Source organism: Moritella sp. F3, assembly GCF_015082335.1.
Classification (GTDB): Bacteria; Pseudomonadota; Gammaproteobacteria; order Enterobacterales; family Moritellaceae; genus Moritella.
The window spans coordinates 163,933-188,154 of the sequence record NZ_BLRL01000006.1; the positions used below are offsets into that span (position 1 = coordinate 163,933).

Annotated in this window: 30 protein-coding genes; 28 read left to right on the forward strand and 2 right to left on the reverse strand. The window is 39.9% G+C overall.

Annotated features, from left to right (window positions below):
• Positions 1 to 637 precede the first annotated feature (637 nt).
• From JFU56_RS12375 to JFU56_RS12510, 28 genes are all read left to right on the forward strand, one after another.
• Positions 638 to 1,081: a hypothetical protein gene (locus JFU56_RS12375; protein WP_198437604.1), complete on the forward strand. Its 444-nt coding sequence runs from the start codon at positions 638 to 640 to the stop codon at positions 1,079 to 1,081.
• Positions 1,078 to 2,046: a hypothetical protein gene (locus tag JFU56_RS12380; protein WP_198437605.1), complete on the forward strand. Its 969-nt coding sequence runs from the start codon at positions 1,078 to 1,080 to the stop codon at positions 2,044 to 2,046. Before JFU56_RS12375 ends, JFU56_RS12380 begins: the two co-directional genes overlap by 4 nt.
• A 216-nt stretch (positions 2,047 to 2,262) precedes the next feature.
• Positions 2,263 to 3,168 carry a hypothetical protein gene (locus JFU56_RS12385; protein ID WP_198437606.1) on the forward strand — a complete coding sequence of 302 codons (906 nt, stop codon included), beginning with the start codon at positions 2,263 to 2,265 and terminating at the stop codon, positions 3,166 to 3,168.
• A complete protein-coding gene (locus tag JFU56_RS12390; RefSeq protein ID WP_198437607.1) occupies positions 3,125 to 3,706 on the forward strand; it encodes a transglycosylase SLT domain-containing protein in 582 nt (193 codons plus the stop codon). The genes JFU56_RS12385 and JFU56_RS12390 overlap by 44 nt, the downstream gene beginning before the upstream one ends.
• A gap of 4 nt (positions 3,707 to 3,710) precedes the next feature.
• Positions 3,711 to 4,436, forward strand: a complete 726-nt coding sequence (locus tag JFU56_RS12395; RefSeq protein ID WP_198437608.1) for a PFL_4695 family integrating conjugative element protein — start codon at positions 3,711 to 3,713, stop codon at positions 4,434 to 4,436.
• Positions 4,437 to 4,496: 60 nt separating this feature from the next.
• Complete coding sequence (traD, locus tag JFU56_RS12400) at positions 4,497 to 6,725, forward strand: type IV conjugative transfer system coupling protein TraD (protein ID WP_242065954.1); 2,229 nt, start codon at positions 4,497 to 4,499, stop codon at positions 6,723 to 6,725.
• A gap of 59 nt (positions 6,726 to 6,784) precedes the next feature.
• Entirely contained in the window at positions 6,785 to 7,309 is a 525-nt protein-coding gene (locus JFU56_RS12405) for a hypothetical protein (protein WP_198437610.1), read from the forward strand.
• A gap of 1 nt (position 7,310) precedes the next feature.
• Complete coding sequence (locus JFU56_RS12410; protein WP_198437611.1) at positions 7,311 to 8,024, forward strand: TIGR03747 family integrating conjugative element membrane protein; 714 nt, start codon at positions 7,311 to 7,313, stop codon at positions 8,022 to 8,024.
• Positions 8,025 to 8,232: 208 nt separating this feature from the next.
• Entirely contained in the window at positions 8,233 to 8,550 is a 318-nt protein-coding gene (locus JFU56_RS12415; protein ID WP_198437612.1) for a hypothetical protein, read from the forward strand.
• Between the two features lie 594 nt (positions 8,551 to 9,144).
• Positions 9,145 to 9,645: a hypothetical protein gene (locus tag JFU56_RS12420; protein ID WP_198437613.1), complete on the forward strand. Its 501-nt coding sequence runs from the start codon at positions 9,145 to 9,147 to the stop codon at positions 9,643 to 9,645.
• Positions 9,646 to 9,909: 264 nt separating this feature from the next.
• Positions 9,910 to 10,704, forward strand: a complete 795-nt coding sequence (locus JFU56_RS12425; protein WP_198437614.1) for a hypothetical protein — start codon at positions 9,910 to 9,912, stop codon at positions 10,702 to 10,704.
• Positions 10,705 to 11,343: 639 nt separating this feature from the next.
• Positions 11,344 to 11,850 (forward strand): hypothetical protein, encoded by a 507-nt coding sequence (locus tag JFU56_RS12430; protein ID WP_198437615.1) that lies wholly within the window; start codon positions 11,344 to 11,346, stop codon positions 11,848 to 11,850.
• A 121-nt stretch (positions 11,851 to 11,971) separates the two neighbouring features.
• Positions 11,972 to 12,373 carry a hypothetical protein gene (locus JFU56_RS12435; RefSeq protein ID WP_198437616.1) on the forward strand — a complete coding sequence of 134 codons (402 nt, stop codon included), beginning with the start codon at positions 11,972 to 11,974 and terminating at the stop codon, positions 12,371 to 12,373.
• 169 nt (positions 12,374 to 12,542) lie between these two features.
• Entirely contained in the window at positions 12,543 to 12,854 is a 312-nt protein-coding gene (locus JFU56_RS12440; RefSeq protein ID WP_198437617.1) for a hypothetical protein, read from the forward strand.
• 127 nt (positions 12,855 to 12,981) lie between these two features.
• Positions 12,982 to 13,818, forward strand: coding sequence for a hypothetical protein (locus tag JFU56_RS12445; protein WP_198437618.1), 837 nt, complete (start codon positions 12,982 to 12,984; stop codon positions 13,816 to 13,818).
• 133 nt (positions 13,819 to 13,951) lie between these two features.
• Positions 13,952 to 14,266, forward strand: coding sequence for a hypothetical protein (locus JFU56_RS12450; RefSeq protein ID WP_198437619.1), 315 nt, complete (start codon positions 13,952 to 13,954; stop codon positions 14,264 to 14,266).
• A 590-nt stretch (positions 14,267 to 14,856) separates the two neighbouring features.
• Positions 14,857 to 15,681, forward strand: coding sequence for a hypothetical protein (locus tag JFU56_RS12455; RefSeq protein ID WP_198437620.1), 825 nt, complete (start codon positions 14,857 to 14,859; stop codon positions 15,679 to 15,681).
• A 130-nt stretch (positions 15,682 to 15,811) separates the two neighbouring features.
• Positions 15,812 to 16,330, forward strand: coding sequence for a hypothetical protein (locus JFU56_RS12460; protein WP_198437621.1), 519 nt, complete (start codon positions 15,812 to 15,814; stop codon positions 16,328 to 16,330).
• 430 nt (positions 16,331 to 16,760) lie between these two features.
• Entirely contained in the window at positions 16,761 to 17,273 is a 513-nt protein-coding gene (locus JFU56_RS12465; protein ID WP_198437622.1) for a hypothetical protein, read from the forward strand.
• A 54-nt stretch (positions 17,274 to 17,327) separates the two neighbouring features.
• The gene (locus tag JFU56_RS12470) at positions 17,328 to 17,495 is read left to right on the forward strand and encodes a hypothetical protein (protein WP_198437623.1); all 168 of its coding nucleotides are present in this window, start codon (positions 17,328 to 17,330) and stop codon (positions 17,493 to 17,495) included.
• A 553-nt stretch (positions 17,496 to 18,048) separates the two neighbouring features.
• Positions 18,049 to 18,678 (forward strand): hypothetical protein, encoded by a 630-nt coding sequence (locus JFU56_RS12475; protein ID WP_198437624.1) that lies wholly within the window; start codon positions 18,049 to 18,051, stop codon positions 18,676 to 18,678.
• A gap of 107 nt (positions 18,679 to 18,785) precedes the next feature.
• On the forward strand, positions 18,786 to 19,061 hold the full coding sequence (locus tag JFU56_RS12480) for a hypothetical protein (RefSeq protein ID WP_198437625.1): 276 nt from the start codon (positions 18,786 to 18,788) through the stop codon (positions 19,059 to 19,061).
• 99 nt (positions 19,062 to 19,160) lie between these two features.
• A complete protein-coding gene (locus tag JFU56_RS12485; protein WP_198437626.1) occupies positions 19,161 to 19,397 on the forward strand; it encodes a hypothetical protein in 237 nt (78 codons plus the stop codon).
• 14 nt (positions 19,398 to 19,411) lie between these two features.
• A complete protein-coding gene (locus JFU56_RS12490) occupies positions 19,412 to 19,885 on the forward strand; it encodes a hypothetical protein (RefSeq protein ID WP_198437627.1) in 474 nt (157 codons plus the stop codon).
• Between the two features lie 205 nt (positions 19,886 to 20,090).
• Positions 20,091 to 20,321 (forward strand): hypothetical protein, encoded by a 231-nt coding sequence (locus JFU56_RS12495; RefSeq protein WP_198437628.1) that lies wholly within the window; start codon positions 20,091 to 20,093, stop codon positions 20,319 to 20,321.
• A 36-nt stretch (positions 20,322 to 20,357) separates the two neighbouring features.
• Positions 20,358 to 20,570 carry a hypothetical protein gene (locus JFU56_RS12500; protein WP_198437629.1) on the forward strand — a complete coding sequence of 71 codons (213 nt, stop codon included), beginning with the start codon at positions 20,358 to 20,360 and terminating at the stop codon, positions 20,568 to 20,570.
• Positions 20,571 to 20,668: 98 nt separating this feature from the next.
• Positions 20,669 to 21,037 (forward strand): hypothetical protein, encoded by a 369-nt coding sequence (locus JFU56_RS12505; protein WP_198437630.1) that lies wholly within the window; start codon positions 20,669 to 20,671, stop codon positions 21,035 to 21,037.
• Positions 21,038 to 21,169: 132 nt separating this feature from the next.
• Positions 21,170 to 21,451 carry a hypothetical protein gene (locus JFU56_RS12510; RefSeq protein WP_198437631.1) on the forward strand — a complete coding sequence of 94 codons (282 nt, stop codon included), beginning with the start codon at positions 21,170 to 21,172 and terminating at the stop codon, positions 21,449 to 21,451.
• Positions 21,452 to 21,555: 104 nt separating this feature from the next.
• On the opposite strand, the gene JFU56_RS12515 is transcribed toward JFU56_RS12510, so the two are convergent.
• Entirely contained in the window at positions 21,556 to 22,821 is a 1,266-nt protein-coding gene (locus tag JFU56_RS12515) for a hypothetical protein (RefSeq protein ID WP_198437632.1), read from the reverse strand.
• The gene (locus JFU56_RS12520) at positions 22,812 to 23,510 is read right to left on the reverse strand and encodes a S24 family peptidase (protein ID WP_198437633.1); all 699 of its coding nucleotides are present in this window, start codon (positions 23,508 to 23,510) and stop codon (positions 22,812 to 22,814) included. Before JFU56_RS12520 ends, JFU56_RS12515 begins: the two co-directional genes overlap by 10 nt.
• Positions 23,511 to 24,222 lie beyond the last annotated feature (712 nt).

The window sequence follows — 24,222 nt, forward strand, 5'->3', positions numbered from 1 at the left end:
AGTAAAATGTCCGGAACCAAAATGGCAGGTGCTTTAAAATATGTGCTCTGGCATTCGGAGTAAAATGTCCGGAACCAAAAAGGCAGGTGCTTTAAAATTTGTGCTCTGGCATTCGGAGTAAACCTTGGATCGGCTGTGGATCTGTAATGATCTGGAATGGATCGTTGTACGATCGTGATATAATTTAGTAACTATCTCGACTGCAGTGTTTTTCTTTAAAGGTAATTGTTAAGTTATTAATTATTTATCATTATTTCGTTTAATTATATAAATATGACTACACACTAAAAATACTAGGATCTTTATATGACCATATTAAAGATTCACGCTATCGCACACTGTTAAAAAAATTATGATATATTAATTTAGTCATCGATTAAGATGATTCAAACTGGTCCTTATAGTGGTGACCGAAACCACTTGGCTTTTGTGGGTATATTATCCGCGCTGCGCGTCGCAGAGAAACGGCGACTAATAAACATCTCGACTTTCAAAAAATACAAGACATCAATATTACAAACCCTCTACTACGCTGGCCTAGAAATAGGCCGGTAAATCTCGAAATTCAGCATATCCACAAATCACCCTCAGACTATTGTAAGATCCCTTCAATCAACATAACGTAGGGTCGTCAACAATGCGCAAACAAAAGCTAGCAATACCACTGCTTTCTCTGTTCTTACTATCTACTCACTTGTCAGCGGCTTCTAACTCAGAGGTTTTGACTCTATCCCGTTATACCGCGATAGAAGTCAATAGTGAGTTAACTCAACAAAACCCTTTGAAAATGGTTGTCGCAGTTAAATTCCCACCAATGGTGAAGACAACTGGTGCAGCAATCCATTATGTACTAGATGGTTCAGGTTATAAGTTAATTAGTATAAAAAATACTAGCCGCCACACACGCACTATGTATGAGACGGGGCTAGCGGAAGTCCATCGACAATTTGAATATGTGACTCTTGAAAATATCTTAAAGACGTTAGCTGGAGACGCTTTCATCCTCCTTAACGACCCTGTCTCACGACGTCTATCTCTTGAATCGATAATCCCCGCCAATTTAGAAGGAGCAACGCAATGAACGAACCTAGTTTGACCGAAAAATTGGAAGCATCAAAAATTGATATGCCAAAAAATCATAATTTGAACGATGAACTGGGGAGTCAAGATTTCGATAATACAACAGTAGAGACAGTATCACCTCCAAATGATTCAGGGATAGACGAGGTACCAGCTTCAGTATTCGAAATGAATGATCAAGATGATTTTCATAATCAAATAAATAACAAGGATATTAACGAGCCCAAAGTTAAACCAAAGAAATCCGCAAATCCTAATATTAAAAAACACGTAATCAAAGCGGCGAAAATGATCGGGCTGGTAGGTACGATTGTTGCCCTAAGCTATGGTGGTTGGAGCTATTGGGAAAATAGACAAAAACTAACCGTTCAAGAAGATACTCTTAGTAGTGGTCAAATTAATCTTGAAATGAAGTTTAACGAACTAGAGGTTAAATTCTTTGACAGCCAGGCTCTAGCTGATGCCGAATTAGCTAAGCTAAAAACAAAATTAGTACAAAATGATAGAAGACTAAACCAAGAATTTGCTGAAATTACCGACCGTGTTGACGGCTTAGTAAAAGAAATCGAAGATGTTAAGGCAAGCGGAGAATCAAACGATAATGCAATATATGGTCTCACAGTAGAAGCAGGCAAGATCAAAAAGCTTTTGGCAGGGATCGAGGATAACATAACAAAATCAAACCAGAGAGCATCAACTACGGCAAAAGTCACAAGTAAACGAACAAAGCCGAAGCGAACTAAACCCCGCGGCCCTGTGACAATAAACAACATTAACGGGTACAAACTGTATTCAGTGGACACCGTTTCAGGACGAAACAAAATCGTACTGATCAAAGGTAATGCTATTCGTATCATTCGAAAGGGTGAGGAGTTCGAAGGATTCAGCGTAAAAAGTTCAAGCCGAGACACGCAAATTGTATCGCTACTTAAAAACTCAAGAACTTACAAATTAACAGCAGGGTAGCCATATGAAAATTTTTCTTAAAATTACATCGGTCTTAATCTTCACTTCACTGCTTGGTGCATGTTCAAACCACCAGCCGCAACCCCAAAGTCAAAACATTGTGAAGACTAATCAACTAGAAACCTGTGACCTAACGTTGTTGGGAAGTGGTAAAACATATTGGGCGTCAATGGACGGGACTAACAAAGTAATTTTGTCATCGAGTGGGGCTGTTCAATGCAAATTCCTAAATTAGCCCCACGCTCACTAATTTTATTATCTCTGGCTGCAAGTGTCGCTGTAGGGGGGGCTCATGCTGCGCCTGTACCAAGCATTGAGCCATCCACCAGCTCAAAACAATCAAGCAACCAAGGTCGAAGTGAATACATCTCAAGCGAGTTGCAGCGAACGATAGAATCGGCAGGCAGTGCAAAGGAAGTTTATCGTAGTATTGAAACCTTAACCGCACTAGATAAAATCCAAGCCAAGAACTGGGGTGTGACCGAATCTGACTGGGTTAAATACAAAACAATCATGGCAACAACTCCTCGCGGTAATTGGTCACCTAACTTAGACCCTATCGTCACACTAGGCACTGAAGCAAAAACTGAAGAAGAGCGAACTAGATTTGCGAAGTTACTTTATGACACGGAGATTGAGCGACAAGATAAAGAAATTGATTTTAATTACGCAGTCGTAAAGTACCACTGCCGTGTAGCACCACAGAGTAATCTGTGCAAAACGAGCGAACAGTTACGTCGAGAGACACTGATCGAAGCAGAAAAACAAATTGCGCAAGCTGAGATTAACGAAAGAACACCGCGGAAACTAGATAACTGGTCACCAATTCGTTATAGCCTTTTTGTTGATGTAAGTACTCCGTGTGATGCAAGCTGTAAGCAGTATCTTTCCGATACCACAAGTACACTGCCATACCTGGACATAACCATATCCAACGCGGGTAAGAGTGGAATGCAAGAATTTATTGAACGCTACAAGATTAGTCAGCATGATCTTAATGTAGAGAACGTTACTGTAACGCGTGGGTTTAGACCAGAATACTTAACCGAGGCGCTCCCTGTTGTCTATAAGGTGATTGATGGAGCTATTTGGGGTCGTGTTGAAAGACGTGAAGTACAGTAGGGGGGAAGTATTGAGTTCGTTATTTGCTTTGCTGTTTTTTATACAGACCGCGAATATAGCTCACGCTGCAACTTATCCACCTGAGCCACCAGCATACAAGCAGTTATCGGATAAGTATGGTTTGCCGAAGAAGCTGCTTTACGCAATAGCGATTAACGAGTCTCAGGTAAAAACCAATAAGCGTAATGTAACTCCGTGGCCTTGGGTAATACGGTGGAACAAGGAGGACAAGGGACGTTACTACAGAACGAAAGTAGAAGCAGTTGCATTCGCAGAAAAACTATTAAGTGATGGTTTTAAGAATTTTGACGTTGGTATAGCGCAAGTTAATTACAAATGGCATGGGCATGAGTTTAAGTCCCTATCCCAAATGATGAGCCCCCGAAGTAATTTAGATTACGCAGCGAGGCTTATCAAAGGGTTTTATGATGGTGGTGATGATTGGTGGGTTAGCGCAGGTCGCTATCATGCGCCATATAACAAGCCGTTAGCCAAAGGCTACTCTAAACGCGTATATAAGATTTACAAGGATTTGTGACGGCATGAATAAATTAACATTGATCGCAATAGGATTGAGCATTCTTCCAATTATCTCAGTAGCAAAAGTGAATGAATCAACTGCGTACACGAAAAGTATTAACACCAAGAGTGGCATAGGTAAAACTCAAAGTGTCACTCATGAATTTGTTAAAAGAAGTGGACTATCTGAAGAGCAGTTACTTGAAATGCAAGCTAACGTGCTGCGTGAGGTTGATACGGTTGTGTTGAAAGACGCTGATAACCTGACTCCAATATCATATTTCTTTAACACTAGCGATCCTAAAGAGAAGTTTGGTAACTCACTCCGCGAGCAAATCATCTCCCAATGGGAAGATGGTATCAAGAAGATGGAGAATGAGAAGCCTGAGTCGAAAGAAGCGTATGCACGGATGATGAGAGATCAAATGTTTCCTGTAGTGCCAGAAAAATTAAGGTCGATGTACCTTATGGTACCGGTGATAAAAGACTTACCGCAGATCCAACGTCCACTTTTTATCATCGGTGACAACCAGGCATCGTTAGATTGGTTGGTAAACAACAAGGAAGAGTTGGTTAGATACGGTGCTGAAGGGGTTTTAACTAAGGTTGATACATACGAGTCTTTCCAGCGTATACAGGAGATGGCTTTACCACTTCGTCTGCAACCGGTTAACGCTGATTTTCTTTTTCATGAGTTTGGTGTAAATGGCTATCCGCTATTGCTCACCAGGGAAGGTTTTTTCCAGTAGGAATGATGCTAGATGAACAATTTATTAATTATTATCAGTAAAGGAATTGGGGTGTAGGTGATGGCAGCTGAATATGGCATTGAAAATCTGTTAAGGCCACCTGTGGAGCTGTACTCAGCTACAACTGCGCTTATAGGTGCAGGAGCAATTGCAGGAGCTCCTAGCGTGTTCATGATAGCCCCGACCACCAGCTATTTGCTTGCGGCGGGATTAACCTGCTTAAGTTTAAAGCGAGCGAGTCAAGGGTATGAGCCATGGCGGTACCAAAAGCAGATACGCCGAATGCGTGATTTCAATATGTACTCAAGGGATATACCCGTATCTAACAAAACGACTTGGCTTGGTAAGGGGTTTGAGTGGAAAGCAATCCATACGCAACGATTGACAGATTTAAAGCTAGCTAAGAATGCCCATTATTTAGATATGGGGACTGCCTACAACGTGGCTCGTAAACTTGAAGATCACTTTGAACACAATGAGATCATTACAAAGATACTCAAACCACTAAATTCTCAATCAAGATTTAACCCTGCACGACCTATGCCGCCCACTGGTGGTGATAAGGCCATACACGCTGTGTCACCGGAAGAGTATGATATCAAGCAACCTCTTGATAATCGGTCAGGCCATACACTGATCGCAGGTACTACACGAGCAGGTAAAAGTAAGATGTTCGAAGTGCTTATTACTCAGGCTATTCATCGTAAAATTCATACTCAGCCTGGTAAGCCTAAAGACTTTGAGGGGCCAGTTGTTTGTCTTGACCCTAAAGGTGATGCGAGCCTAATGACAAGAATGTACATCGAGGCCAAGCGAGCTGGTCGTAAGTTTTATATATTCCACCTAGGCTTCCCTTCAATCAGCTGTAGATACAATGCTATTGCAGGTAGCTTTGCACGTTTTACAGAAGTTGCGAGTCGAAGTACCGATCAGTTATCGTCAAGTGGTAGCGGTGCAGCATTTAAAGATTTCGCATGGCGTTTTGTAAATATCATCTCTAATGCAGAGATCGCAATGGGAATAAAACCTACCTTTGAATCCATTCAAGAGTACATTCTTAATATCGAGCCTTTGTTCTGTATGTATGCAGAAAGCTATCTGGATAATACAGAGGACCCATCATGGCTTGACGAAATTGAAGATCTAGAGAAAAGGACAAAAAAACTACCTCGTAATTTTGATGGGCGAAACATACGTACTTATGCGCTTCATGTTTATTTGACGGAGAAAAAGGTTTTTGACCCTGTAGTACGTGGTTTGATGTCCGCTGTGGCATATGAAAAAGGCTATTTTGATAAAATCACGGCAAGCTTTCTGCCATTACTTGAAAAACTCACTACCGGTGAAATCAGTGATCTACTCTCACCAAAAGAAGACCCTAATGATAAACGTCCGATCCTTGATTGGATGAAAGTTGCTAGGCAAAACGCTGTTGTTTATTGTGGTTTCGATGCGATGTCTGACCAAGTTGTTTCCGATACAGTAGGTGGGAACATGATTTCAGATTTGGTTAGTACCAGTGGTTACATTTACAAGAACGGTATGGCTGAGGGTTTTGGTGCGTTAAGTGAAGAAGATAAAAAACCAATTTTTCAATTATTTATAGATGAGGGAGCAGAATTAGCCTCAGAGCGAATAATCCCGATGTTAAATAAAGCAGGCGGCGCTGGTATCTCACTAACTATGGCAATGCAAGCTAGGGCTGACATGCCAATGAAGACCGGCTCTACGGATATGGCGAATGTTATTTACTCTAACTTTAATACGCTAATCATGTTACGAGTGAAGACGCGTGAGACTGCAGAGTTATTAACAGACCAATTGGGAGAAGTTTACATACACAGTCTTATGCGGATGTCAGGTGCGAATGATTCCTCCGATGTAGATAACAAGATCCACTTTACGTCAGGTAGTCAGGATAGGCAGTCTTCTGAAAAGGTTCCGTTACTAACACCGGACAACATTATTAACCAACCTAAAGGGCAAGCCTTCGCACTAGTTGATGGAGCGACATTGTACCATATCCGTATTCCGTTACTTAAAGATGAACCTCATGAGTTACCACCATCGTTAGCGAAATTGCGAAGTCTAATGGCTGACCGTTACAAAACGGGTGAAGGCTGGTGGAAAACGTCAGAGTTCACACAAGATACACTTCTTGATGAACGTATGCCTGAGAGTTCGAATGATGACTTTGATAGTAGTATCGTCTCGCATAATCCAGATGAAAATTTGGATAGGGATGGTGAGTATGAATCATTGATTGAAAATATAAGTAACGGGGAGTGATTAAGAATATGGATAACAAAATTGACATTATTGACACCGTAAATTCAAAGGAAATAACTATGAGCAGCGAAAGTAACTTGATTAACAACAGCAGTTTGAATGTAAGTGGTACGGAAATCGAGGCCGCGGTTGTAGTGGGTAGCGGTAGTAATTCAAATGTAGGGGTAGATCATCCGTTTAAAGGATTCTCAAGTCAACTTATCGGTACCATTGCAGATGCAGAAATTGCAATGGGGAGCACGCCGACATCAAAGTCTATCGCAAATCATGTTGCTAACATTGAGCCATTATTTTGTGCTTATGCAGAGTTCTGCTTGAATAAGGAGTTTGGTAAAGAATGGCAAGCTGACTTTGAAGCCACTAAAGACGACATTGGAACAATACCGCGGAGCTTTAGTGATAGAACTGAGCACACAATCGCGCTTTATACGTTCTTAAGTTCCCGTGCCCAGGCAGACCTAATGCTCAAAGACTTACTGAATATAATGGCGTATGACCAGAGTTATTTAAACCAAATTACTTCAGTGCTTACAGCTAAGTCATATGATTCATTAATTGAAAGTTTAAATTTAGTGGGCGAGTGATATGGCGAACGATGCAGTTACAGACAAACGGCTAACTATCATTGATTTCATCACGCAGTCAATACTTGTGCTTATGTTTAGTCTGATGATGAGCATCATCATTGAATGGTGTGGCATGGCTTACTATTGGGACCACAGTAGTAGTCACGCCCTGCAAACACTTGAAGGGGATTTGGGTTACATCAATGATGACTTTACAGAGGAAAATATACTTGGGTATAGGCCAATAGATATTATTGATTATTTTTACTCGACATTTCATCAACCGAATGAGGATGGCAGTCCGTCGTTAGTAACTCGCTTTGTCCAAACGGTCACTCAATCTGACTACGATGGCGGCCTACTTGGGTCACTTACAAACTCAACGGGAGTGGGTGTAAAAGAATATATATTGGCTGCATTGTATGTGATGTTGTCGTTTGTGTTGAGACTGGCTATTTTGACGTTAAGTATTCCACTTGTACTTGTGGTGGTCACAGTTGGTCTTGTCGATGGATTGGTGTTTCGAGATTTAAGACGATGGCAGAACGGCCAGGAGAGTGCGTTTAAATACCACTATGGCAAGAAAATGCTTTTGCCGAGTTTATTTTTTAGTTGGTTTTTATATCTCAGCATCCCCTTTTCGATCAATCCGTCATTTGTTATTGTGCCGATGGCAATAATTAGCGCTTACATTGCAAGGGAGACTGCCCACTGGTTTAAGAAGTACTTGTAGGACGTACACCCCTACACTTTTTATGCCCACCAGCTGCCGCCTAGGGGTGTTAAAACGCCTTTGCGTGGCACGGCGTAGGTAGTTATGTTTATAAAAATGTTAGTAGGTGGAGTAAATGAGGCAAGCGGGGCTTACAGGTCAAGCTATATTAATACAGTTTTGAACTGTGAGATAGTTTGGATGCCAAATGTAATTAGGAACGGGATATATGAAGACGTTAACTGAAGTGCTAAGCCCGATGCTTGAAGCTGATATCCAATTGGCGTCAAGTAATGTAAGACGGGCAATGCGCTCGCACTCCATGAGTTGCAACCCTAAAATGTTGTCGCGATCGGAAAGTAAACTGAGAAAGCTTAAGCAATCTAAGTGGGGGGCGGAGGCATTATTTTCTGAGTTTGATGCAGTTGATCATACACGTACAGAGATGTTAGCTAAATTTGAAATGTATTCTAGTGACTTTGAACGCGCTAACAAGTATCTATGTGGCTTGAGCCCGTACATACTAAGTACGCGCTTTCCTGATTAGTTTCAACACGAGGTATTATAAAATCAAAGGCAGGGTCTTAATAACGAATTGAAATCAACAATCGCCCCATTGGGATTGTTGACCATACAATCATCACAATGAGAACCGTGACGTCGTCACACTATTCTTTTCACGCCATTACTTGATACCAAATTCTCGCTACTATTAGGGGTGTGATGTGGTTAAGCACTCCCACCCAATAATTATAAAGTAATGCATGATTGGTTGTGAGGGGGTGGCGCCGCATTTTGTTAGTAGCAATGATTGAGAGTGGTTCTTTAGCCAAGTGAATAGCCATTGCGAATGACAGGTAGATAAAGTATAGTTTGATTGTCAAAGGGGCGTTCGTGACATTAAATAACCCCTCACTTCTAAGTTACCTATAATACCCAAATGCGCTAACCACCAGCAACACCAATCAAATCCTATTATCAATCACAGCTATGCGTTGTGCTTTACCGTGCCTATTGGCATGTTGAACACTGCTTATAGCTGTACTTGATGACTTTCATCAATATCGTGTGGAGATAGGTTTAAATCCATAACGTCAATTATGACGACCTTACATATCAAACTTCCTAAAGGATACTTACAATGAACTTTACAGACCAACAAAAGAACAAAATGCTATTAGCATCACCAGCGGCCTTTCTTACTAATGAGTTACCAGAAGACTTTGTAAGTTTAACCGAAGATAAGCAAGCAGCTTTTTTATCTGAAAACGCCTGGGTGCCACCTGAAGACGAAGACACTTCGAATGTGTTTCAAATAATTGAAGATCATGCGATGTCAGTCCAGCGGTTGACCACTGATATTACCGATGGTAGCAATATGGATAGCAACGACCGTTTCTTTATAGTTAGACTTATTATTACTAATGGCGAAAATGAAGAGCGTTCTATAACTCTGCATAATTGCGACAGTAAAGAAGATGCCGTTAAGCTTGCTATGGCAGATAATACTCGTGATAAACTTGAATTTCCCAAGGAAGATAAGGGGTATGCATTGGACTGTACTGGTGATATAGCATTATCGTTATATTCTGTTAAGGAAGTACCTCATTTGGATGCCGCAATTTTACGTAAATACATCTAACTAGTTAGTCTTAAAGCTGACATACCTTAATCTTGCTGGTGGCTTTATGCCTTCAGCAAGATTAAACCCACCACCAGCAATGGTAATTAAACTAATCATCAATCACAGCTATGAATTGTGCCTTACTGTATCTAATTGGCTTTTTAATCACTGCTTATATCTGTACTTGATGACTACCATCAATATTGAGTGGAACTTAGGTTTAAATCCACAACGTCAATTACGGCGACCTTCTTGCAAACCATCCAAAAGGATCTCTACTAAATGAACAAACACTACTTACTAACTGAAGTATTACTTTGGGCACCTTCCATTGCAGGTAAAGACGATAACGTTGAATTAAAGGTTGTAGGGCTGTTAAAGGGCCGAATTGAATCTATCTATCAATCTTGTCAAAGTTCGGATGTAGATGTCACGATTGTTAGTGCTGCTAGTGCTACATACAAAACGGCACTTATATTAGCCCCTGATGTTAGCTGTAAGCGATTCAGTGATAATCAACAGGTTAGTTACAGCCTGTATCAACCAAAGGTTATACTTAAATCGAAAGTAATTGAAGCGATCGATGTTGAGTTGAATATTGAACGGTACGTATATGAACTAGCGGCTAGTCTTAATGATAAACGAAAGCCTGTTGACCTGATACTTTTTGATGCAGCCCCGACCATTGAAACAGCACTAAATGTTAATTTGAATATTGCATTTCCATTTGGTAATAACACTAATAGTGACTTAACTCTTCTCGAACATATTGGTATTAGCATGACGACCCAAGATTGTGAGATGATCCCACGAGTTATTGAACAACGCCGAGGGATCTCTTCTAACTATGGTGATAAGTTAATAACCTTGGTTCGGCTTAAAAATGGATCTTTGTATTGGCTTTTAACCCATGACGATCTCAATCGACATTACCTGTGCTCAGCTTTAACAACTCACTTAGAACAAAAGTTTCTCAGTTTTGCGCAACAAGAAGTAAGGGAAGCTGAAAACCTACTAAAATGCGCTGTGCTACAGCAAAAGGGGAAGGTTGCAGCCGAGTGGCTGGAAATGGCCTAGCTCGTTGTAGTTCATGTTACTTAAGGACGTTTTTGTAAACTGCCATACGTGCTTACTATATGTACTAGGCTTTCATCTAAACCAATTAATATAATTGCTTATCCACCAGCGTAAGAGCTGGTGGATAACATATATCAGTTTAGTTTGTTATCTTAATTAAACTGAAAGCGTATACCCCTGATTTCTGGTGTAAGCAAAGTAGACTTAGTGTTTCGGTTAACGTAAACCCTCAGGTTAATAGTAGTTTTGCTTTTATTGATATTCATTTTGAAAGAAGATATAGTTTCATCGTCAAAGGGACAAGTTACGACGTTAAAAACCCCTCACTTCCAAGATTAAATCATTAATGCGGCCACCAGCATTAACACCCTAAATATTATTATCAATAACAGCTATGCGTTGTGTGTTGTCGTGCCTACTAGCATTTCGAGTCACTGCTTATACCTGTTATTTGATGCTTGCATCAATATCGAGTGGACCCAGGTTTAAATCCACTAAGTCATTTGTGACGACCTTACTACCAACTATCTTAATTGAAAGCTTTTACGCAACAGTAAAGTGAAATAGATACATAGTTATCTGAAACAACAATGTCGAATTATCGATTGTACTTACAACCATCCCGCTAGGAAATTCAATATGCTAATAAGCGAACTGAAAACACCAATGACAGTAGAAATGCTTTTAGAAGTAACATCGAGTCAATTGAGTCTGTATGGCCAAAAACTACTTGTCACCAAACCTGAGTTAGATTTTGTTAAGCTCGGTGTGGAATTATTTGTGGGTGACAAAACATTATTATGTTGTATGTCGAACCAAGAAATGGCTGATGATGAACTAACACTTAATCATTTACATGAGTTATTGCAGTCATTACCAGCGAATGAGTTGATAACTGCTACAAATAATATGAACGAATCTTTTCGTGTCGGTTTTGAAGGGGACGAAAAGTTTGTAGAAGTGATTAGTTACGCGGATATAAAAAAATCAAAACAAACAAAGAGGGAGGTAATGGTTACCGACATCTTACTTGCATTCAAAGCTAATGGCACGAAGGTATATGGTGACACTTTTTTTGCTTTGGCTTTTAAAAGTGAATCTGAACTTATAGAGATATGTCATGAGTTGCATATTGGTGTGAGCTAACGAACGTAAGTTATCTGTACAGTGGTTATCACTCAACTAAAATATTTACGCGCTGGTGGCTAATCTTGTCAGCAAAGTAAACCTTCCAATAAAACTGCGTTACTTACTTCTACGGAACGCTATGAAACAAGAAACTATTGATGCGATCACCTATGCAAAGGATGTAGTCACTACCATGTTAATAACAAATCACTCATGTGGTTGGTTGGATGGCGGTTGTTACACTTTAGCTAAGGCTATCACAGAGGGTTTCCCAGATACGCTTTTGTATCATGTATCAAGGGATGTCGAATATCGCGATCACGCTGTGGTATACATACCTTCACTAGATATGTATTACGATGCCGATGGCGTACAAACCGAAACTGAATTAATGAATAAGATGCGAGATGTTGAAATGACAAATGTAACCGTTTGCGTTCCCTTTCTCGATATTGAAGCCTTTGTTAAATCAGAGGGCGTTTACATATTTGAGGATGTTAAGCGACAGCTTGTGCTCGAAATGCATGGCCACAACTTATAACACCTTTCAAATTATTCATGATTCATCTAAACCACCCCAATTACACTTCTTAATACAAGTGACCGAGTCTAGTTAACTAGAAGCACAAACCAGGCAATTAGCCCAATCCGTTAATAACGTCTCTACAGGCGCCATTTAGCATATCCAATCAGATATTAAGGAAGACAACATGTCTACATTATCTAACGTACTAACCCCGATGCTTCAAATTGAAATTTTAGCAGCGAAAAGTAAAGTTGACAAAGCAATGCGTTCTCATTCGGTGAAGCGAAATCATAGTTTGCTATCACGAGCCGAAAGCAATCTCAGAAAGCTAAAGCGGTTGAAATGGAATGCAGTAGATCTCTTTACTGAATTCGATTCTGTTAAACATACGCGTACCGAGATGCTGGATAAATTTGCAATCTATGCGAGTGACTTTCATAGTGCAAATGAGTTTCTATGTAATTTAGAGCCACATGTCGTGAGCACGCGCTATTAGATTGGTACGAGTTTAACTCGGTACCATCTAATGAAAACAATGATCACAATGGATAATTCTATACCTATCTAATCAAAGGGCACCCAATATGGAGTGCCCACAACAACCATCCAATTAGGAATGACCAATGAACAATCAAACAAATACTTCAACAAAATACAAATGCGACAACTGCAGTATTGCTCGTGACACCGGTGATTTTGCCGATGTCTCCGATGCTGATATTCGTTTTAGTGTTGGTAGTCCATTTACTGATAAAGAATGCCCTGACTGTGGAGCGCTTGCGTACCCAGTGACTGTTATTGAAACAGCTGAGCATTTTAAAAGTGAAGCGACTGCAATGCTTGAACAACTTGCCGAACTTGCTAGTAATGCATTAATTGAAGCTGGTAATACAGCTGAAGAAAGTCAATTAGTAGCATTCCACATAGCTACTAAGCAGTTAGAGAAGGTAATTAATGGTGTTGAGGATAGCGATTTAATCAACAACGAACCTAAAGTGAATAACGATACCTTTCTAAACGCAATTTTAACCAATGCACATGAAGATTGTGGCGGTTTCCAACCAAACTTTGTCACTGTTTTAGATAAAAGTAACTGGCATGAGTTTAAAGAAAATGGCGACCATCCAGACCTCGAATTTGAATTGCGCACCAGTGAAGTCACTGACACTGATTGCATCAGCATTAATGTCCACTTAGTTTTTTACTGGGGGGGTCAGATGTTTCTTAATTTTGGTTCTAACGAAGGTGATGAATTCATTCCTGGTCACGTATTAAATATTCACGATTTGATTACACCGTCACTTACTGGTGAAGAACTAAAATCACTATTTGTCAGTGCTTATAGCGATAATGTTGATGCGATTCAAACTGCAGATAATAATTACGCTGATACACACAGTAGCGATATAACCAGTGCTCTTGAAGAGCTGGCTGGTATTCTTGGCCAAACTCCGGAGTGATTTTCACTTTGGCATAGCTAACCAACACGATAGATAGTGATTAATCAAATCTACGCCTGGGGAACTGGGCGCATCATTAATGGGAATGAACTTCCCAAAACAAACAACAACCATCCAATTAGGATCATCAATTATGAGCAAGACCGTTAAAACGAAAAAAGGAGCGTTAAAGCTTCGATTAGGAACGTTAGATCAAAACTACACTATCACGAGTGAAGAATTTGTTGATGTTGACGATCTAGCAGATGCCAAACGTAAATGGATGGCGTTTACAGATGAGCAAGAATTCGGCCGATATACTCTCGGTGGTGACGTTTTCGATAGTAACGATGAGGTGATAGGTATATTTTCACCGAACGGACGTCTGTGTGAACCATCAGATAAAGGTGATGAATATTATAAACGTTTATCTTCAGGCGTAGAAATAGTAGATTTTAAATTTACATAAATAAACATTAGTACTTATCCACCAGCTTTCGAGCTGGTGGGTATCTGCTTAATTACCTCGGCATCATCCTTTCCAGTTATCGTTACAATATAGTTATCCTTGTTAGTCCTTTTTTACATTTCTTATAGTGTGACGACGTCACGCATTCTTTATACTCGGCATATTCTGGCGCCACAATCACTTCGAAATTGCCGATATACAATGAATACGGTAATCACAAAATACCCACAATCAGTATCATAGGCAAAACCTGAAATATTACGATAAGCTATCGCCGACGAGGCAGGGCATTTGTTGAAATTAATACTAGTTAAAGTTATAGTTTCTATGTCAAAGGGGTTCTAGACATTAAATAAGCCCCTCGCTTCCAAATCAATGAATACCTTAAGTGCATCCTATCAGCACTTATCTCCTCAAAACACTTATTCAGAAAATAGTTATGCGCTGTGCTTTATCGTACCTATCTATATGTCTATGCACTGCTTATACCTGTTATTTGATGCTCGCATCAATATCAAGTGGAGCCCAGGTTTAAATCCACTACGTCAGTTATGACGACCTCACTTTCAATTATCCTAATGGAACACCACATGAACAATCACAAAAATGTTGAATATAAATGTCCTAATTGCAAATACACAAATTATGGCATTGCATTTAGACCCGTGTCGAATATTCACGAACGGCTTGACGCTGGTGATGTGTATACCGATAAAGAATGTCCGCGTTGCCGATGTTTGTCATATCCAATTACGGCAATTGAAACGGCTGATAACTTTAAACAGCAAGCAACAGATCTTCTTAAAACACTAACAGCACTTGCCAATGAAAGTCTGGTAAGCGATGTTCCGACAGCAGGTGAATGTCAATTGACCGGTTTACGTGTAGCAATGCAAGAAGTAGGGACCTTAATATCAGGTGTTGTGGATAGCGATATCACAACAGTCATTCCTAAGTTGAATATCAACACCTCGTTAGGTGCAGTGTTTGCATATCACGATATATTAGGGATTGGCAGGTTCTCTTCTGAGTTTGAAAGCGCTGTTGAGAACACCGGTTGGGAAATATTTAGTGAGTCAGGCATTTATTCTGAAGTTAAATGTAACCTACAACGTGATATTGATTCAATAAATCTGGTGAAGTCTATGTCTATAAACTTGGTCTTTGATTGGGATACACCAAAACTGTGCTTAGAGTTTCACGCCAAATTGGATGATGAAGTTATTGGTTTTCACACTAGCATTATCAATCATGTGTCAGCAAAAAACGAAGGTTCACTTATATTTAATGATGATCTGAAAACACTGATGGTCGACGCGTATAGTGAAGATATCAGTAAGATCGGGGTTGAATCAAAAGCGTTAAATGAGGATGTTGTTAGCGCTATTGAACGAATAGCCACTATCTTGACTTGAACCAGTAACTAGTCTTAAAGACAAACTGCAAGCTAGTAGCGCTGCTTAACCTTTAAGACTGCCCATTTTTTAAATGTATTAACCATGGCAATCATGCCACTTCAAACCGCCTCATAGGCAAGGAATTTCAATGAACATTAAATTTGAAACCAAAGCAATTGCACAACAGTGCGTAGACAATGTAAAAAGCATCATGGCAGCAATTGAAACTAGCTATCAAGTACCTTATTCAAAGGAACTGTCGGCTAGTTGTGTGTCTTTTGGGAATGAGCCAATTATGTGGTCATCAATCGAATATTCTGAGTATAGCGAAACGGCCAAGCTCAGACTGGATGTGAAAAGTAAATTTGCAGAACAGATAATTGGTCTCACGTTGAACCAACTTGATTCTGATATAAAAGGAATTCGCGTAGAGAAGGGTGACCATGTTGCCAATACTCACATGAATTTATATAAAAAGGTGCTTAATGAATATTTCGGTACCAATGATGAACTACAGTTCGATTTTGATAACCTCTGTTCCAGCAAGAAGATGTTCATCAAATTTAATATTGTAGATATCAACCCAGAGCTGATAAGCGCGATTAGTTTAACGCTTAAAAATACAACCTTTAAACCTCGAGGCAAAAAGAAGTCATACACATTATGAGTACGAGTTCTTTAACGCTTTAACGCTAGGAGGTTAGGCACTTCATTAATTGGATGCTTAATCTCTCTGGTGTACGAACACTCAATCACTAGGAAACTAGTGGTTGAGTATTCATGTTTGAAAAGCGATCACGTTATTGCTATTCATTTTGGTAAAAGCTATAGTTTCAACGTCAAAGGGATAGGTAACGACGTAAAAAAGCCCTCACTTCCACGTTTTACACCATTTAGTGCAACCACCAGCATTAACACTCAACAGTATTATTATCAATAACAGCTATGCGTTGTGAGTTGTCATACCTATTGGCATGTCGAGTCACTGCTTATAGCTGTTATTTGATGCTCGCATCAATATCGAGTGGAGCCCAGGTTTAAATCCACTACGTCAATTATGACGACCTTACTTTCAATCATCCAAACAGGATCACAACATGTCTAAAATAAAATTGTGCACATCACAAATAGTAAATTTAATAACGTTACTTAAAAACGCAAGTAACTTCGAAGATGGCAATTCCTTAATTGCTATCGACACTGAAGTTAACGTTGAATCACTGTCAAAAGTAGATCAGTTGAAACGAGTCATCAACAATATGTGTTTCGACGGAAGAATAAACAAAGACGCGTTTATAATGATGTTGAACGAACACACCAACTGGTGTTCAACTTATTGCATCATCCCATTTGGCCACTGCGATGAGCCCATTGAGTTCTTTGAGTTAGAACATGACGCTATTGGGTGGTCTTCCGACTACAACGATAGTATCGCAAAGACGTACTACGGCGATGATAAGGATAGCTACGCTGTTGACCCAGACGCTGTAAAGTGGGTAGTCTATTCGGTTTCTGAAGCATTCACTGAGGAACGTTTCAGTGTCCATAAATACGGTTCTACTCCATATCTCTATGAGAAACGTCTAAATGACGCAATCAACAAAGAGTAGGAACATCTAAACCTCTTAGTTGCTGATAGTGATTTTTGGGGCAGTGAGGTCGACGTGACTTTGTCGAATGAGATTGTCGTTGATATAAGCATGCTGGTGGGTTTTAGTATTGCTGAAGACGATGAATGGTGTAGATCTATTGAAAAAGCTACACCAGAAGAGATTTGCAAGTACAACTTATCTCGTTTGGAGAAACTAAAAAAAGAAACCATTCCATTTTAGGGGTGACACAAAGAAATTGAAGCCGATTTGGTAACAACTACTTACTAAAATAACCCAATCACCTTGTGTGCATCAATCGATGTACACAAGGTATTACTCAGTTCCAAATAGGAGTCGCCCTCAAAATAATCAATAGGATAAGCCATGAAAAACACAAATAAGTACCAATGTGATAACTGTAATTATACTGATTATGGTATCGCCTTTAGATAAGTATTATGGACAACTCCGACTAATATCGACGAACAAACTTACCAGTTCTTGATATCAGTGCAGGTTAACGCTATAGTTTCAACGTCAAAGGGATAGGTAACGACGTAAAAAAGCCCTCACTTCCACGTTTTACACCATTTAGTGCAACCACCAGCATTAACACTCAACAGTATTATTATCAATAACAGCTATGCGTTGTGCGTTGTCATACCTATTGGTATGTCGAGTCACTGCTTATACCTGTTATTTGATGCTTGCATCAATATCGAGCGGAGCCCAGGTTTAAATCCGCAACGTCACTTATGACGACCTTACTTCCAATACTCCTAATGGGAACACTATGACAAATTCAACACCAGCAAAAATAGCTACAACATCACCTACTGCAACTAATGCAACTAAGAACACTCTTGCAAAGACGGACAACTTTATTGTTAAAGATGGTTTTGGTGACTCGGGTCGACTACATGTAACCGTTAAAGGAATGGGGGTTGTTACGATAAACAGAACTCATGAAGGTTTAATTGTCGATGTAAATAGATACGGCGATGATGACACTATAGGTTCACTGTGTTTCGATAGTTCCGATTTTAGTGAACGCTATATCGAAGAGCTAGAGAGCATGATCAAATCGTTTGATAAAAACATCGATGTTTCAGTTTCTTTCCTTGATCTTGCTTGGGAGAAAGGTCTCGAACTAACAAGTGCTGTACAGAAATACTTCTCGGATTGTTGCTTTGATGTCTTAACGCTTAAAGGCCTCAAAGGTAATCGAAGTGATTATCAGGGAGACGTAGCAAACCTTAAACGCCCTTACATTGCAATCACTCCGGAAGCCAATAGCGATTTAACTAATGGTAAATACGACTACTACCAGACTAACACTGGCAAAGTGGTTACGTTTGGCGATGGACTTGTTCTCATCCCTTTAAAAGACATGTTTGCAATTGAAATCCTGGCAAACCAATAACAGCTAATCAACAACACTCCCAGTGGGAGCAACCTACCACCAACCCGTGCTTTCGCACATAAGCCCATTCCTAATGGGCTTTACATTCAAAAAATTAAGGTATTTAAATGAAAACTACCGAACTAGACATTTATGGTATTGTGATCACCGACTTAGGCGGTGAAAACGGCTCAACCGGTGCTGCTATCTCTTCTGACATGAAGGATACTACTTGTGTTGAAGGCGATGATGACTATGAAGATACTGTTGCGTTTAATATAGCAGTAGATGGTGTTGAATCATTAATCCTTGCGCATTACTGCGCAGGAATTGATGTAACAGCACCTGCGTATAAAGAGGGCGTTGATGCTTCTTACCAAGCACTTGGCCAAAACCTTTGCTAATAACGTTCAATTACAGAACTAACTACAACCAACCCGTGCATTCGCACTTAAGCCCGTTATCAATAAGGGCTTTACATCCAAAACTTTGAGGTATTTATAATGGATACAGTTGAACTTGGCATTTTAGGGATCGTAATTTTTGATTCTACAAATGCAACAATTCACTCCGATATGAAAATGAACTCTGGTAACGGCAGCGCTGAAGTATTTAACGCAGCTGCTGGTGGACTTGAACAGTTAATACTGGCACATTACTGCGCTGGTATCGACGTAACGCTCCCTGTATACATAGAGGGCATCGAAACAGCTTACTCAACCTTGGGTAACACCCTTTAACATAGGAGACTTAGATGTCTACTTTAGAAATAAAAATAGATGGTTTCCCATCAGGGGCAACACGAACCAATGAAGAAAACCAAGAACTTGCCCGTAAGGTAAGCGAAGCTATTTCATCTGCATTAGGTGTTGAACTTTCAGTGCATGATGCTGATAGCTATGAAGATGGTAATGGCCACAAGATCAATGTTGATCTCAGCCTTACCGCACTTAATTATGAGGTTAAAGTTAAATTTGGTACCGGAGATTTTGAACGCGAGTTTAGTTTTTCAGGTTGGGATATTAACTCTGCAGATGCTTTTGATGTGATTGCAAACTCAGGTTGTTACAACGATACAGGCGGTGGTTGGCGAGATACCTACAGGCGTTTATTTTCGCCCATGGCCGCTGAATATTTGCGTGATCCTAAATATATGGAGCAAAGAGCGGAATACCCGCACTTTAGCTTTGAACCTGTGTTTAAAGACAAACAACCCGAAAAACGTTAGAAGAAATAATACCAACCTCAATGAGTATATTCACTCTCATATCCCAAAAAGACGATGTAAGTTAGGTTAACTGATAACATCATCATAACCACTTGAGCGCATAGCTTAAGTGGTTAACCAACTGTACTTCTGCTGGTGGCCTAAACAGGGTGGCCAAGCTAATGAAACCATCCAACAACTATCCAATTAGGATTCAGGTATCAACATGATAAAGAAAATATCAATTGTACTGTTCAAGAATAAAACATTAGAAAGCGCTAAAACTGTTGACGTAGATAACGTGGACGTTATTAGCCGCCGACTAAGTCAAATTCAGTATGACGGCTTTGATGAATGCCTTATTGTCTACGACGCAATTGCAACCTGGTCTGTTACATTTCCTCTAACTCAGATTGAAATAGAACGACTCGCGAAAAAGCTATTCCGCAATCTATAGATCCCTGACACATCTCAACGTTAAGGAATTAGAATTATGTGGAAAAAGTTAGATAAATCGCGTTATGAACATCAAGGGAACGGTGCCTTTATAGCAAACTTTAGGTTTATGGGTGATAGCTCATACTATGTCTACGTGAACTTTAAAACATACGCGTCTCTTGGTGCAGATTTCAAAAGCTTCGAAAAGCTAAGGGATGCCAAAACATTCGGTGATTCCATTGAAACGAGTGGCCTAGTTGCTGCTTGAACATTAAATAAGAACAACCGGTACCAGAGAATTATGGTGCTGCAATCAAATTGGCAATTAAGCCTATACAAACCGCCCAATAGGGCAAAGGAAGTCATATGCAATTTGTATCAATCAATCTAAGTGGTCGCACTACAACGGATCTAAAAGTTGCTTTAACTGAAGTTATCGCACGGATTGAGCAAGGTTTTCAAGCTGAATTCCATGTCTACGAATCAGGAAGTTTCAATTACGAGATGTCTGGTGAAAAGGGTCAGTTTTTGGCAACTAATGAGGAGGGTGATGTTATATATCTAACTCGTGCTGAATTAACTAGTATGGCCGACCTTTACAGTGAAAAGTCAGGTAACGACATCGTTATGGGTCCTCATGTTCTCCATGATGACGCCGCATCATACGAAGATGAATTGCGCAATAAGATTTACCACTTCGCAATTAAGCAAGGCTTTAAGTTAGAAGAAGTCTAATCATTCTGGTTTTACATTTAAAACCAATAGGTGAAGAACAATAAGCGATACCAGAATTCGGGTTCCGCTTTTCAATTGGCAATTATGCCCATTCAAACCGCCCAGTAGGGCAATGTAAAGGAACAAGTCAATATGACTATTGTAAAATTAACAGACTTTTCAGATGAAGTAATCTTAGGAGAAATTGGTTGTGGTCGATATTCCAAAGTGGAAGTGATGAAAGCAATCACAGTAATAAAAAAAACCAAAGTTAAGTTCAACCACAAAACAGGCGTTTCAACTGACATTGATGGGTTTGTTTCGCGCTACAATAATTATGTGCCAGAACCGATAGAAGACACCTTATGGAATGAGTTCAAGCCATTGATAATGAATTATTGCGGTATCATGAAAAGTCGTGGGTTAGCCGCATAGAAAATAGAGAGTGTTATAAATTTAGTAACCCTCTATGAATGTTAGTATTGAAATCACCACCAGCTATTTTGTAGCTGGTGGTTTTTTTTGCCTTATGTTCTATTTCAGCAAAATACATCAGGGACATCACGCCACCTGCTGTGCGGATGTTTAAGTTGCAGTGGTCTAACATTCTCACACTTTGGAACCGCACCTTTGGCGCCTAAAAACATTGTATTCTTGCCAAACCGTGCGTTGATCAAATCAAACACCTGCATTTTACGCTCATCTTCCGGTGGTGCGAACAGGTCTGACTGTTTTACATCAATACTCTTTAAATCTGTAGCGGATACATTAATGCGATAAATCGGTACCCAGTTACCGGAATGCGGTAACAAATCATTTATTGTATCGTTAAGCATGACCAAAACTGCAGATGTATCACTCGTGGGGTACGCAAGCTTAATCTTAATCGATTTTGAGTATGGCTGGTGATCATATGATGAGGTACTGCATGAGAAGATGATGCACTTAATTATTGAGTGTTGAGCCCTCACTTTTTGGCAAACGATGTGGATATGATGGGCGAGAGCCTGATGAACATCTGTCTTATTATGTAATCGTTCCTTATAACTCTTAGAGCTGCCGATGACAATTTTCGAGTTAGGGTGACCTGGATTTTTCCAATTAAGTACTTTTCTGCCATTCAATTCAGAAATTACATCAACGATATTTTTTCCAAATAACTTCTTCATTTGCGTGGGATCAGCATGCTTGAGGTCTATTGCTTTAGTCATGCCTTGGGCCACCAGCGTTTTATTCATGCTTCTTCCAATTCCCCAAATGGAACCAATTGGCATTTTTTTTAGAATTTCATCCATTTCATCCATAGAATCAATGACACATAATCCGTTATAGCCAGTTAAAGATTTCGATGCCCACGAGCAAGCCTTTGCCAAAGTACAATTTAAACTTGCAGCTGCGCTCACTGCTGTGCGAGTTAACTTGTACACCTGAGACCGCATTTCGCGTAAGTAGTCAATAGGAACCACATTCGATGGTACCAGCGCAAACACTTCATCAATCGAATAACTTGAGCAATCATCAAAATAATCCATGATTATTGATTGGAACTGATTCGAGTGATGTCCAAATAGGTTGAAATTGGCTTCGACTACCAACACATCATGTCGAGAAATTATCTCTTTTTGTTTAAATACAGGTTCAAACTTCTTCATACCACACTGATCTGTTGCCAATCTATTAGCGGCGATAACAATCCCGTTTTCACCGCTTGTTACAACTAACGGCCTACCTCGAAGTTCAGGGTGGAGTATTCCAGCTGAGGTTGCATAAAAACGAGTTCCATCGATTATTGACACTAACCCCATGCGATCACCGGTCGCTTAAATTCAATAGAAGCCGTTGCAACCCCTTCAGCTGACAATGGTCTAATGAGAGGGGATTGCACGCCATCAGCATCATCAAGAGTATTATTAGACAAGTTCAATACCCGACACATAAACTTATTTTCTGAATAGATGACAGCTATGGACCCCTGTTCATAATTTACATCACGACGAACTACCAATAGATCTTCATTCTTTATGCCAAGCCCAGACATTTTGGATCCTCTTGCTCTAGAAATAAAGGCGGCTGCAGGTAATGGGATCAATGCACTGTGCAAACCAAATTGTAAATCATCAGGTATAGCCGGTGTGATGTGATGGTGCTTGATAATTGCCGTCACCGTTCCCAATGTAAGTACCGGCTCAGTGGTATAACAAAGACTCGAAACACGGCGAATGGTCTGTTCTCCGTGTAGTTCAATCAGTACCGAGTCAATTAACTCAGGTTTAAGTGATGAATCAATGACGTACCACTTGACCAATTCAATAGGAGATCGGTCATCTATTTCAGTGTTTTGATAAATGAAAGTAGAGGCGGGGTGGCTAATTATTTCGCCCAAGTCCAATGCGCTTTCAAGGAAAGTAGCCGCGGGATTTTCGAAACCGGTAAACTCATTAGTCAAAACAACCTCTATACTGTATATACATACAGCGGAGCATAGCAGTAGCATTAAGGCATAGCAATAAACTGCAAGTTGATAGCTCGTTACTTACTCAATAGTGATGATGACATGAGAACAACCGGTACCATTTAAAAGAAAGTAATTTCATACATTTGTTCATTTGGGTTGTTTAGTTAGTCGTTGCCGGTAAAGTCTAAAGTCATTTACAGAAGTACTAGATAAATTATGGCTCACAAGAACGACTGTGTTATGGTTTTAGGCACTTAGACGTTGGTATATTTTACACTTCGGTATATATCCATGTTTTTTAGTTGGTTACAACTAGAGAATGTTCCTTAATCGCGGGGGTTTTCGGACCTACAATTCCAACCGTATTCTGTTGAACAGTAAGTTCCCTGTCGGGGGTTAGCGGTTACAGACGAGTGGTTATCTGACAAGCGGAAAGTGTGTTCCCCAATCGAGGGGGTTTTCGGCTGAAATTAAATTAGTGAACCGTAAAGTTCTAATGTTTCCCCACTGGGGGTAATCGGTATTCAGCCTTATCTGTAGGCACTCTAGTATGTTCCCCTATCGCGGGGGTTTAATTATATTTCGTGTAAATTTAAGGCTACTTGCACAAAATAAATAGATGCCGTATATTTATATTGTCAAAGAGGCGCTTGTGACACTAAATAAGTCTCTCACTTCTAAATTCTACACTTAAAGTAATATCCACCAGCATTAATTACCTCATACATGTTCAATCAACAGCTATGCGTTG